Origin of the sequence: Streptomyces sp. NPDC006309, assembly GCF_040613095.1 — a bacterium.
GTDB lineage: Bacteria > Actinomycetota > Actinomycetes > Streptomycetales > Streptomycetaceae > Streptomyces.
Genome location: NZ_JBEXRO010000053.1, coordinates 1 through 12,286, shown reverse-complemented (window position 1 = coordinate 12,286; position 12,286 = coordinate 1). Strand labels below are relative to the sequence as shown.

Annotated in this window: 12 protein-coding genes; 9 read left to right on the top strand and 3 right to left on the bottom strand. The window is 72.2% G+C overall.

The window, feature by feature from the left end; translation table 11 throughout:
* Nucleotides 1-91: 91 nt before the first annotated feature.
* The gene (locus ABZ117_RS34045; RefSeq protein WP_356826648.1) at nt 92-478 is read right to left on the bottom strand and encodes a metallopeptidase family protein; all 387 of its coding nucleotides are present in this window, start codon (nt 476-478) and stop codon (nt 92-94) included.
* A gap of 347 nt (nt 479-825) precedes the next feature.
* Here ABZ117_RS34045 and ABZ117_RS34040 point away from each other — a divergent pair, with 347 nt between their 5' ends.
* The 8 genes from ABZ117_RS34040 (at nt 826) to ABZ117_RS34005 (ending at nt 9,823) form a co-directional block, all read left to right on the top strand.
* A complete protein-coding gene (locus ABZ117_RS34040; RefSeq protein WP_356826650.1) occupies nt 826-1,254 on the top strand; it encodes a DUF3499 domain-containing protein in 429 nt (142 codons plus the stop codon).
* 156 nt (nt 1,255-1,410) lie between these two features.
* Nucleotides 1,411-2,775, top strand: coding sequence for a phosphomannomutase/phosphoglucomutase (locus ABZ117_RS34035; RefSeq protein WP_356826646.1), 1,365 nt, complete (start codon nt 1,411-1,413; stop codon nt 2,773-2,775).
* 70 nt (nt 2,776-2,845) lie between these two features.
* Entirely contained in the window at nt 2,846-3,016 is a 171-nt protein-coding gene (locus ABZ117_RS34030; protein WP_023550037.1) for a Trm112 family protein, read from the top strand.
* Between the two features lie 134 nt (nt 3,017-3,150).
* Complete coding sequence (locus ABZ117_RS34025; RefSeq protein ID WP_356826644.1) at nt 3,151-4,278, top strand: SIS domain-containing protein; 1,128 nt, start codon at nt 3,151-3,153, stop codon at nt 4,276-4,278.
* A gap of 101 nt (nt 4,279-4,379) precedes the next feature.
* Nucleotides 4,380-5,531, top strand: coding sequence for a mannose-6-phosphate isomerase, class I (gene manA / locus ABZ117_RS34020; protein ID WP_356826642.1), 1,152 nt, complete (start codon nt 4,380-4,382; stop codon nt 5,529-5,531).
* Between the two features lie 139 nt (nt 5,532-5,670).
* Nucleotides 5,671-6,651, top strand: a complete 981-nt coding sequence (locus ABZ117_RS34015; RefSeq protein WP_356826640.1) for a cation diffusion facilitator family transporter — start codon at nt 5,671-5,673, stop codon at nt 6,649-6,651.
* Between the two features lie 853 nt (nt 6,652-7,504).
* Entirely contained in the window at nt 7,505-8,962 is a 1,458-nt protein-coding gene (gene ahcY, locus ABZ117_RS34010) for an adenosylhomocysteinase (RefSeq protein WP_356826638.1), read from the top strand.
* A gap of 246 nt (nt 8,963-9,208) precedes the next feature.
* Nucleotides 9,209-9,823, top strand: coding sequence for a hypothetical protein (locus ABZ117_RS34005; RefSeq protein ID WP_356826636.1), 615 nt, complete (start codon nt 9,209-9,211; stop codon nt 9,821-9,823).
* Between the two features lie 52 nt (nt 9,824-9,875).
* On the opposite strand, the gene ABZ117_RS34000 is transcribed toward ABZ117_RS34005, so the two are convergent.
* Nucleotides 9,876-10,826 (bottom strand): RDD family protein, encoded by a 951-nt coding sequence (locus tag ABZ117_RS34000; RefSeq protein ID WP_356826634.1) that lies wholly within the window; start codon nt 10,824-10,826, stop codon nt 9,876-9,878.
* 142 nt (nt 10,827-10,968) lie between these two features.
* On the opposite strand from ABZ117_RS34000, the gene ABZ117_RS33995 reads away from it, so the two are divergent.
* Nucleotides 10,969-11,976 (top strand): stage II sporulation protein M, encoded by a 1,008-nt coding sequence (locus ABZ117_RS33995; RefSeq protein WP_356826632.1) that lies wholly within the window; start codon nt 10,969-10,971, stop codon nt 11,974-11,976.
* A 93-nt stretch (nt 11,977-12,069) separates the two neighbouring features.
* On the opposite strand, the gene ABZ117_RS33990 is transcribed toward ABZ117_RS33995, so the two are convergent.
* A partial coding sequence (locus ABZ117_RS33990) for a hypothetical protein (protein ID WP_356826630.1) occupies nt 12,070-12,286 on the bottom strand: 217 nt, incomplete at its 5' end.

Sequence of the window (12,286 nt, the reverse complement as noted above, 5' to 3'; positions counted from 1 at the left end):
CCGCTACGACAAGAGGGCCTACGTCTTCCACGGCACCGTCACTGTCGCAGCGGTCCGCTTATGGCTCCGGCCGTGATCCGCCGGACAGAACCTAGTCCTCCCCGTACCGCGGATCCACGGTCTCCGGCGTCAGCCCGAGCAGCTCGGCCACCTGCTCCACCACGATCTCGTGCACCAGCGCGGCCCGCTCGTCGCGCCCCTTGGTCCGGATCTCCACCGGCCGCCGGTACACGACGACCCGGGCCCGCCGTCCCTCCCGCGCGGGGACGGTCCCGCCGAGCGGCACGGCCTCGTCGCTCCAGGCCGCCTGCTCCCCCCGGCCCTCCAGCCGGGGCACCTCCACCACGAGGAAATCGAAGTCGGCCAGTTGCGGCCACCGCCGCTCGAGACGGTCCACGGAGTCCTGCACCAGGTCCGCGAACACCTCGGCACGGCTGGCCGCGAGCGGCACCTGCGGCGGTGCGATCGGCCCCCGCATGCCCCGCCCGTGGCGATCACGGCGACGGGGTCCGGGTCCGGCGGCACGGGGCGGTACACGGTTGTCCATCACCGGTGAAGCGTAGTCCCCGCGCCCTGCGCCCGTCCGTCTTCACACGGCAACCGGCGGTGATCACTCCTGCCGCAGGATGACCGTTCCGGCCAAGGTCTGGCTCGTTCCCGCACTCTTGCCGGATCACCGATCTCAGGGCGATCGGCGGTGTTTGTACCGACATATGATCGGTCGTCCCGCTGCCCGGTAGCCGGGGAATGCCCCTCCGCGCAGGTCAGCGGGGGCCACCCGGACGGGTGTGTGGGGCGTTTCACAGCACGACACGGTGGAGTGACCTGGGGGAGAGTCGTCGCGGCCCGCTCAAGAGTGCGGTACCGTCCAACGTCGTGAGCCCTGTACGTCGCTGTTCGCGCACCGCCTGCGGCCGACCCGCCGTCGCGACGCTGACGTACGTCTACGCCGACTCGACCGCGGTCCTCGGCCCGCTCGCCACCTACGCCGAACCCCACTGCTACGACCTGTGCGCCGAGCACTCCGAGCGCCTCACCGCCCCGCGCGGCTGGGAGGTCGTCCGCCTCCTCGACGGCTCCGCTCCCGCGCGGCCCAGCGGAGACGATCTGGAAGCGCTTGCCAACGCCGTCCGCGAAGCGGCGCGCCCGCACCAGCGCGCGGCCGGGGCGGGCGGCGGCGGAAGCCGCTCGGTCGACCCCATGGAGGTGGCCCGCCGCGGTCACCTGAGGGTTCTGCGCTCCCCGGACAACTGAGCGCCACCCTCCGCCACCCCGTCGGGCGTGACGGTTCTCCTCCCGCGGGCGTCACCGCCGCAGGGCCCGCCGGGCGTCCACCCGGTGTCCGCGCACCGACCCCGCACCCCGGACGGGTAGTTTGTGGGCACCCATAGGACTTCGGAAGGGTTGGCCGTGACTGCTGATCTGTCGCAGCTCGTGAAGGCGTACGACGTGCGCGGTGTGGTCCCGGACCAGTGGGACGAGAAACTGGCCGCACTGTTCGGCGCCGCCTTCGCCGAGGTGACGGGGGCGGCGGCCATCGTCGTCGGCCACGACATGCGGCCCTCGTCCCCCGGCCTCTCCCGCGCCTTCGCGCGCGGCGCGGCGGACCGCGGCGTGGACGTCACCGAGATCGGCCTGTGCTCCACGGACCAGCTCTACTACGCCTCGGGCGCGCTGGACCTCCCGGGCGCCATGTTCACCGCCTCCCACAACCCGGCCCGGTACAACGGCATCAAGCTGTGCCGCGCGGGGGCCGCCCCCGTCGGCCAGGACACCGGTCTCGCGGAGATCCGCGAGCTGGCCGAGCGCTGGCTGGACCAGGGCGCTCCCGAGCCCGCGGCCCGGCCGGGGACCCTCTCCTCGCGCGAGACGCTGGAGGACTACGCGGCGTACCTGCGCTCCCTGGTCGACCTGACCTCCATCCGCCCCCTGAAGGTCGTCGTCGACGCCGGCAACGGCATGGGCGGCCACACGGTCCCCCCGGTCTTCGCCGGCCTGCCCCTGACCCTCGTCCCGATGTACTTCGAGCTGGACGGCACCTTCCCCAACCACGAGGCCAACCCGCTGGACCCGGCGAACCTCGTGGACCTCCAGAAGCGGGTCCCGGCGGAGGGCGCCGACCTCGGCATCGCCTTCGACGGCGACGCCGACCGCTGCTTCGTCGTGGACGAGAACGGCGACCCCGTCTCCCCGTCCGCGATCACCGCGCTGGTCGCCGCCCGCGAACTCGCCCGCAACGGCGGCACGGGCACGGTCATCCACAACCTGATCACGTCCCGCACGGTCCCGGAGGTCGTACGGGAGAACGGCGGCACCCCGGCCCGCACCCGGGTCGGCCACTCCTTCATCAAGGCCGAGATGGCCCGCACCGGCGCGATCTTCGGCGGCGAGCACTCCGCCCACTACTACTTCAAGGACTTCTGGAACGCCGACACGGGCATGCTGGCCGCCCTGCATGTCCTCGCGGCCCTCGGCGGCCAGGAAGGCCCGCTCTCCGGCCTGGTCGACCGGTACGACCGCTACGCCGGCTCCGGCGAGATCAACTCCACCGTCGCCGACCAGACCGCCCGCCTCGCCGCGATCCGCACCGCGTACGAGGGCCGCGCCGACGTCACCCTGGACGACCTCGACGGCCTCACCGTCGCCGCGGCCGACTGGTGGTTCAACGTCCGCCCCTCCAACACCGAGCCGCTCCTGCGCCTGAACGCGGAGGCGACGGACGAGGCCACGATGGTCAAGATCAGGGACGAGGTCCTGGCGATCATCAGGGGCTGAGCGGTCCGCCCACCGGCGGTACGCTGACCAGGCATCCACAGACACCCGCACGCCCCCGAAGGGACACCCCATGCCGCTCGAAGCCGGCCTCCTGGAGATCCTCGCCTGCCCGGCCTGCCACGCCCCCCTCAAGGAGCAGGACACCGAGCTGATCTGCACGGGCCAGGACTGCGGCCTCGCCTACCCCGTGCGCGACGACATCCCGGTCCTCCTCGTGGACGAGGCCCGTCGCCCCGGGTGACCGGACCCCGCACGCCGTAGCGAGGCCCCAGCACGTCGCGGCCACGAGGCCCTGTTCCCCGTGGCGGCAAGGCGCCCCGCGCCACCCCCCGCAAAGGCTCTGCCCAGGACCCCCGGCGATGGAGGCTGCCGCCCATGCTGGACGAATCGCTGCTCGACACCCCGGAGGGTCTCTCCGAGGCCGACCGCCGAGGCCTGCTCCGCGGCGCCGCGGAGGCCGGTGCCCGCGTGCGCACCGCCGCCCGGCACACCGCCGAGGCCGGCGTCGGCGGCCTCACCCCCGACGGCCGTCCGCGCGCCGTCCTGATCGCGGGCCCGGGCGTCGCCGCCACCCACACCGCCGACCTCCTCGGCACGCTGGCCGGTCCCGGCAGTCCCGTGGTCCGGCTGGCCCCCACCGGAGTCGCCCCGGCCCCGGGCGCCCTGCGCTGGGAACTGCCCGGCTGGGCCGGCTCGGTGGATCTGCTGCTGATCGCCACCCCGGACGGCAGCGAACCGAGCCTCTCCCTCCTCGCCGAGCAGGCCTACCGGCGAGGCTGCTCGGTCGTCGCCGTCGCCCCGCAGAGCACCCCGCTCGCCGAGGCCGTCGCCGGCGCGCACGGCCTGTTCGTACCGATGGCGACCGCCCCGTACGACGAGCGGGAACCGCTTGCCGGGTCCGCCCCGGGCGTCTTCTGGGCCCTGCTGACCCCGCTGCTGGCCCTCCTGGACCGCGTCGGCCTGCTCGCCGCCCCGCCGGAGGCCATCGAGAAGATCGCCGACCGCCTGGACCGCATCGCGGAACGCTGCGGCCCCGCCATCGCGACCTACGGCAACCCGGCCAAGACCCTGGCCGCGGAACTCGCCGACGGGCTCCCCGTGATCTGGACGGAAGGCACCTCGGCGGGCCCGGCCGGCCGCCGGTTCGCCGCCGCCCTCGCCGAACTCGCCGGCCGGCCCGCCCTCGTCGCCGAACTGCCCGAGGCGCTCGCCGCGCACAGCGCACTGCTGGCCGGCCCACTGGCCGCCGGCGCCGATCCGGAGGACTTCTTCCGCGACCGCGTGGAGGAGCCGCCCGCGCTGCACGCGCGCGTGGTGCTCCTCCGCGACCGCCCGACCAGTGGGCTCACCGCCGCGCCCGCCGCCCGTGACCTGGCCCTCGACCACGACACGCCGATCAGCGAGCTCGAACCCGAGGAAGGCGGCGAACTCGAGACCCTCGCGGAACTGATCGCCGTCACGGATTTCGCCGCCGTTTACCTGGCGCTCGCTTCCGGAGCCTGATCTTTGCTCCGGGCCGGACCAGCCGTGCCCGTACCGGCGCCGCGACCGACGTAGCCACCGGCGCCGGCCGAGCAGCGTACGTACGGAGACAGAGAAGACACATGGACCGCCTCGACAACACCGTCCGCCCCTACGCCTGGGGTTCCCCCACCGCCATCCCGCACCTCCTCGGCACCGAGCCGACCGGGGAACCCCAGGCGGAGATGTGGATGGGCGCCCACCCGGGCGCCCCCTCGCGCACCACGCGCGGGACGCTCGCCGAGGTCATCGACGCCGGCCCGGAGCGTGAACTGGGCTCCCGCGCGGTCGCCAGGTTCGGCCCACGCCTGCCGTTCCTGCTCAAGATCCTCGCCGCCGGCGCGCCGCTGTCCCTCCAGGTGCACCCCGACCTGGCACAGGCCCGGCAGGGCTACGCCGACGAGGAGCGCCGCGGCGTCCCCGTCGACGCCCCGCACCGCAACTACAAGGACGCCAACCACAAGCCCGAACTGATCTGCGCCCTCACCGAGTTCGACGGCCTGTGCGGCTTCCGTGACCCGGCCGAGGCCGCCGGCCTGCTCGCCGGCCTCGGCGTGGACTCCCTCGAGCCGTACGTCGACCTGCTGCGCGCCCACCCCGAGGACGCGGCCCTGCGCGAGGTCCTCACCGCCGTCCTCAGCGCCGACCCGCGGGAGATGGCCCGCACGGTCGCCGAGGCCACCACCGCCTGCACCCGCCTCGGCGGCGCCTACGCGCCCTACGCCGACATCGCCCACCACTACCCGGGCGACCCCGGCGTGCTCGCCGCCATGCTGCTCAACCACGTCCGCCTGCAACCGGGCGAGGCCCTCTTCCTGGGCGCCGGCATCCCGCACGCCTACCTCAACGGCCTCGGCGTCGAGATCATGGCCAACTCCGACAACGTCCTGCGCTGCGGCCTCACCCCCAAGCACGTCGACGTCCCCGAACTCCTGCGCATCGTCCGCTTCGAGCCGAGTGACCCGGGCGTGCTGCGCCCCGAGGCGTCCCCGGACGGCGAAGAGGTCTACGAGACGCCGATCGACGAGTTCCGCCTCTCCCGGTACGTCCTCCCGCAGGCCGGAAGCGCCCACGACCTCACCCGGGACACCCCGCAGATCCTGCTCTGCACGGCGGGTACCGTCCGGGCCGGGGAACACGAACTGGGCCCCGGTCAGTCGGTCTTCGTCCCGGCCGACGAGAAGGCGGAAATCTCGGGCGCCGGCACGGTCTTCCGCGCCACTGTGATCGTATGACCGGGGCTGTGGACGGGTGACGCGGCGCGGCCCGGCCGGACTGCAAGAATGATCCACCGGCAAAGGCCGGGCAAAGCCGGGCACACGTCCTGAGGCAGGGACGTACGAGGCGACAGAGGCGAAGGGACAACGCGGACACATGAGCGCGTCAGGCGGTACCAGGGCGATCGTGGCGGCACTCGGCGCCAACCTCGCGATCGCGGCGTCGAAGTTCGTGGCGTTCGCGTTCAGCGGCTCCTCCTCGATGCTCGCCGAGGGCGTCCACTCGCTCGCCGACTCCGGCAACCAGTTCCTGCTGCTCGTCGGCGGCAAGAAGGCACAGCGCGAGGCCACCCCGCTACACCCCTTCGGCTACGGCCGCGAACGGTTCATCTACGCCTTCCTCGTCTCGATCGTCCTGTTCTCGGTCGGCGGCATGTTCGCCATCTACGAGGGCTACGAGAAGGTCCGTCACCCGCACCAGCTGGAGCACTGGTACTGGCCGGTGGGCGTCCTCGCCTTCGCGATCATCGCCGAGGGCTTCTCCTTCCGCACGGCCATCAAGGAATCCAACCAGACACGCGGCACGCTCTCCTGGGCCCAGTTCATCCGCCGCGCCAAGGCACCCGAACTGCCCGTCGTGCTGCTGGAGGACTTCGGCGCGCTCATCGGCCTGGCCCTCGCCCTCGGCGGCGTCGGCCTCTCCCTGCTCACCGGCGACGGCATCTGGGACGGCATCGGCACGGTCTGCATCGGTGTCCTGCTGGTCCTCATCGCCCTCGTCCTGGCCGCCGAGACCAAGTCGCTGCTGCTCGGCGAGGCGGCGGGCCTCGATGACGTCACAAAGATCGAGGCCGCGATCGTCGACGGGGCCACGGTCACCCGCATCATCCACATGCGCACCCTGCACCTCGGCCCCGAGGAGCTGCTGATCGCCGCCAAGATCGCCGTCCGGCACGACGACACGGCCGCCGAGGTCGCCAACGCCATCAACGCCGCCGAGACCCGCATCCGCACCGCCGTCCCCATCGCCCGCGTCATCTATCTGGAGCCGGACATCTACAGCGAGACCGAGGCCGTCAAGGGCCCGGACCCCAAGGCCACCCCGGGCGGCCCGAACCCCCACACGACCGGTCACTGAGCCCCGCCGGCGGCACCCGCCGTCAGACGGGCCGCACGGGCCAGGGCACCGGCGGAACCGCCGTCGCTCTCCGCCGCCGTACGGCCAAGGGCACCGATCCCAGCCCGGCACCGGTGACGACCAGCACCACGCCGAGCACCACGGCCGCACCCGGCAGGGACAGAACCGCACGGCCGCCCGTCACCCGCCCCCGCAGGGCGGCCGCCGGAACGCCCCGTCCCGGACGGAGGCGAAGAACCGCGAGTCCGACCCCACCAGCCCCACCACCACCGACGCGATCCCCGGCCCCGCCCTCTGCCCGCCACGTCCCGTCCTCCGACGCGGCCCGTCCGCGGGGCGCACGGTATCGGCCCTCCGCGCACTCGGTGCCGCCCGGAGCGGCAGGTCGCCGTCCGCGGCCCCGGCCGGACCCGATCACGTCGATCTCCTCACGCTTCCGGCCGCGCGCGCCGCGTCCCGCAGGTCCAGCGAACGGCAGCACAGCGATCACCACCTCCGCCCCCAAGGGACGAGAAGTCCCAGATCAGGCCGGTGCGCCGACCCCGGCCGCACGCTTCACCCCCACCCGGCCGACCACCGCCACCGGCCCCGGACCACCGTCCGTACGGCCCGAAGTGCGCGAAGGTGGACTGGGGGCGGACGGGCCCTCCGGTGTAGCTTGGGACGGAGCCAGACGTCGCTGCTGATGGCGGTCGGGCGGTCCCACGTGGACCGGCCGAGGGAGAGAGGGCCTCCGACGGACTGCGCTGCGCGCACGCGGACATGCCTGTGTCCTCTTCTCGGGCACCCCTGTGTCCGCCGCCGCGCAGACCAGCCGTACCCACCTCGCCCCGATCCCGAGGAGCAGCTCGCAATGACCACTGTCGAAAACCGACAGGACTTCAAGGTCGCCGATCTCTCGCTGGCCGAGTTCGGCCGCAAGGAGATCTCCCTCGCCGAGCACGAGATGCCCGGCCTGATGGCGCTCCGCAAGGAGTACGCCGAGGCGCAGCCGCTGGCCGGCGCCCGCGTCACGGGCTCGCTGCACATGACCGTGCAGACCGCCGTGCTGATCGAGACCCTGGTAGCCCTCGGCGCTCAGGTCCGCTGGGCCTCCTGCAACATCTTCTCCACCCAGGACCACGCGGCCGCCGCCATCGCCGTCGGCCCGAACGGCACGCCGGACAACCCGCAGGGCATCCCGGTCTTCGCCTGGAAGGGCGAGTCCCTGGAGGAGTACTGGTGGTGCACCGAGCAGGCGCTGACCTGGCCGGGCACCCCCACCGGCGGCCCGAACATGATCCTCGACGACGGCGGTGACGCCACCCTCCTCGTCCACAAGGGCGTCGAGTACGAGAAGGACGGCAAGGTCCCCGGCCTGGAGACCGCCGATTCCGACGAGCATCGCGTCGTCCTCCAGCTGCTGCACCGCACCCTGGGTGAGAACCCCCAGAAGTGGACCCAGCTGGCCTCCGAGATCCGCGGTGTCACCGAGGAGACCACGACCGGTGTCCACCGCCTGTACGAGATGCAGCGCGACGGCGCCCTCCTCTTCCCGGCGATCAACGTCAACGACGCCGTCACCAAGTCGAAGTTCGACAACAAGTACGGCTGCCGCCACTCCCTGATCGACGGCATCAACCGTGCCACCGACGTCCTGATCGGCGGCAAGACCGCGGTCGTGTGCGGTTACGGCGACGTGGGCAAGGGCTGCGCCGAGTCCCTGCGCGGCCAGGGCGCCCGCGTGATCGTCACCGAGATCGACCCGATCTGCGCCCTCCAGGCGGCGATGGACGGCTACCAGGTCACCACCCTGGACGAGGTCGTCGAGACCGCCGACATCTTCATCACCACCACCGGCAACAAGGACATCATCCTCGCGTCGGACATGGCGAAGATGAAGCACCAGGCGATCGTCGGCAACATCGGTCACTTCGACAACGAGATCGACATGGCCGGCCTCGCCAGCATCCCCGGCATCGTCAAGGACGAGGTCAAGCCGCAGGTCCACACCTGGACCTTCCCGGAGGGCAAGAAGCTCATCGTGCTCTCCGAGGGCCGCCTGCTGAACCTGGGCAACGCCACCGGTCACCCGTCGTTCGTGATGTCCAACTCCTTCGCGGACCAGACCCTGGCCCAGATCGAGCTGTTCACCAAGCCCGACGAGTACCCGACCGGCGTCTACGTGCTGCCCAAGCACCTCGACGAGAAGGTCGCCCGTCTCCACCTGGACGCGCTCGGCGTCAAGCTCACCAAGCTCCGCCCCGAGCAGGCCGCGTACATCGGCGTCGAGGTCGACGGCCCGTTCAAGTCGGACCACTACCGCTACTGAGCCGGTGATCGCGTAGCCCGGCCCGCCGGGGGTGAGTGCGTCGGCGCACCACGCACTCACCCCCGGCAGCAGGTCCTCCGAGGCAGGCCCCCGCACCCCCGTGCCGGGGGCCTGCCCCTTTGCCCCGCCGCCCGGGCGGCGCGCGACCGACCGGCTCACGGCCCGACCAACCGACCGGCTCACCGACCGACCGGCCCGGGTCAACGGCCCGGCCGGACCGTCAGTCCGTCAAGACCCAGGACCCCCATGCCCCGCGGCCGTTATTCGCTCCACGATCCGCACGATCACACCCCCCTTGCGGAAGAACACTTCCAGTGCGCCCCCGGCCCGTCCGGCTGGCGCTACGTCTCTCAGCTGACGACCCCCGCCGGCGACCACCGCGGCTCGGTCGACCTCACCCTGGACGACCTCGGCCGCCCCATTCGCCTCGAACTGCACGCGGGTGGCTGGCAGGTACGCGGCGCCGCCCTCGACGGCGTCACCTGGGTCCGCACCGACCCCACCGGCACCGATGCCACCGAAGGCAATGTGCGCGCCCATGCCTTCACCGGCACGTCCCCCGCGTTCCTCGTCGCGACCGCCCGTCTTCTACGCCTCACCCCCTCGTCCGCGGCAACCCGCGTACGCCTCGTGGCCCTCACCGACCCGGTCCTCGCCCCCCGCACCGTGGACCAGTCCTGGGCCTTGGTGAACAGCGAAACACACGCCACTGACAACGGCCCCCTGACCGTGGACGCATACCAGGTCACAGCCCTGGACACGGGCGAGCGGCACACCGTGCACCTCGCCGGAGACGTCGTCCTGGCCGCGCCCGGCATCGAGCTGGAAGACCTCCAGTCACCGCCGTCGGTATTCCCCTGACCACGGCTCACGCATCCGGCCGCCGCGGCCCGGATCACGGGCGCGCGGAGCGTTACGCCGGCGGCGCGAACCCGGTGGCCGGCCGGCCACCCGCCGGTTCGTCCCGCGCCGGCGCCGCCGGCGCAGCGGCGGGAGCCTGAACCGAACCCTGCGGCCGGACCATCGAGGGCTGATGAACGGCCTGCGGCGGGTGAGCGGCGTGGGGCTGATGACCGACCGGGGCACCAGGCTGTCCCGGCGGCGGGGCGAACCCACCGCCGCCGAACGCCTTCCTGGCCTCGCGGGACTGCCGCTCGTGCACCACGGCCGCCAGGAACGCCGCCGGAGGAAGATCCACGGGCGCCGGAGTCCCCGTACGTGCCGCGAGGTCGGCCGCGAGCCGCTGCGCCATCCCCGTCGACACCTGCGGATCGAGCTGCCGCGCCCGCGTCAGGTACTGCCGTACGGCGAGCCACAGCCCGTCCGGAACCGCAGACAGATCCAGCCCGGCGAAGCGCCCCGCGAGCCAGGGAGGCGGAGGCGGTACGAACCCGGTCCGCCCGGCGGGTATCCGCTCACGCACGACCAGCGTGCCCGCGAACACGTCCCCGAGCCGCCGCCCCCGTGCCGACACCAGCGAGGCGACACAGGCCACGACCCCCAACGTCATGAGGATCTCGATCACCCCGACCGCGCCCCGCACCAACGCGTGCCGGAACCGGATCGGCCCGCCGTCGTCCCGTACCACCCGCAGGCCGAAGGCCAGCTTCCCCAGGGAACGCCCGTGACTGAGGGTCTCGACCGCGATCGGACCGCCGACCGGCACCAGCAGAAACGACGCGATCGACAGCGCCACCTGCGCCGCCTCGTCCAGTGAAGCGGTCGACAACGCCAACGCCATGAGCACGACGACATAGGCGAAGACGGCCACCACCAGGTCGAGCAACACGGCCAGTGCCCTGCTCGGCAGCTTCGCCGGCCGCAGCTCCAGCGCCACCGCCTCGCCCGTCACCAGTTCACTCACGTCCGCCGCCCTTCCCCGGTCCGCCCCTGAAGTGCAAGTCTCCCAAGCTGTGGGCGCATCGCGTCTCAGTACGACAAGCTGACAACATCCACGAGCATCCACGAAGAGCCGTGGACGATCAGCCGAGGAGCAGGCAGACCCGATGGACCTGGACGTCTTCGTCTCCGTGCACCGAGCCGAATGGGATCGTCTCGATGCTCTCCTGCGCCGCCGGCGCCGTCTCACCGGCGCCGAGGCGGACGAACTCGTCGACCTCTACCAGCGCACCGCCACCCACCTCTCCCTCATCCGGTCCAGCGCCCCGGACCCGCAACTGACGGGACGGCTCAGCCAACTCGTGGCACGCGCGCGCAGCGTCGTCACCGGCACCCGCCGCGCCTCATGGCGTGACGTCACGCGCTTCCTGGGCCGGAGCTTCCCCGCGGCCGTCTACCGCGCCCGGCACTGGTGGGTCCCCACGGCACTCGTCTCCACCACGGTCGCCGTCCTCCTGGGCTGGTGGATCGGCACCCACCCCGACGTGCAGTCCTCCATCGCCGCACCCAGCCAGCTGCGCGAGCTGACCCGCCCCGGCGGTGAGTACGAGACCTACTACTCCAGCCACCCCGCGACCGCCTTCGCCGCCCAGGTGTGGACGAACAACGCCCAGGCCGCGGCGATGTGCCTGGTCCTGGGAGTCTTCCTGGGGCTGCCGGTCCTGTGGATCCTCTTCGAGAACATGCTCAACCTGGGCGTCGGCTTCGGCCTCATGTCCGCGGCCGGCCGCCTCGACACCTTCCTCGGGCTGGTCCTTCCGCACGGTCTGCTCGAACTGACCGCCGTGTTCGTCGCCGCCGGTACGGGACTGCGGCTCGGCTGGACCGTTGTGGACCCCGGCCCCCGCACCCGGCGTGCCGCCCTCGCGGAGGAGGGGCGGGCCGCCATCGGCATGGCGATCGGTCTGGCCCTGGTGCTGCTCGTCTCCGGCGCCATCGAAGGCTTCGTCACCCCGTCCGGCCTGCCCACATGGGCGCGCATCGGCATCGGGATCGTGGCCGAGCTGGCGTTCCTGGCGTACGTCTACGTCCTGGGCGGCCGCGCGGCACGCGCGGGCGAGACGGGCGACCTCGAGGCGGTGGACCGCAGCGCCTCCGTGCCCACGGCCGCCTGATGTGCATCCGGCCCGCGCGAGCTGCTAGTCTCCTCTTCGCCCCGCAAGAGCCGTTGACACGGAGCTCGTGGGGAGGTAGATTCAAACAGTTGCCTAGAGCTGGACAGTGTCCAGTGGCGGCCGATAGAATCCACTAGCTTCTTCAAAAGCCGTGAACGGCATTCCGAGAAGCATCTCCCGATTATTCGGAAATGAACGGCCGGTCAGACCGGCCAAGAACTTCTGATAAAGTCGGAACCGCCGGAAAGGGAAACGCGGAAGCGGGAACCTGGAAAGCACCGAGGAAATCGGGTCGAGAAAAGATCTGATA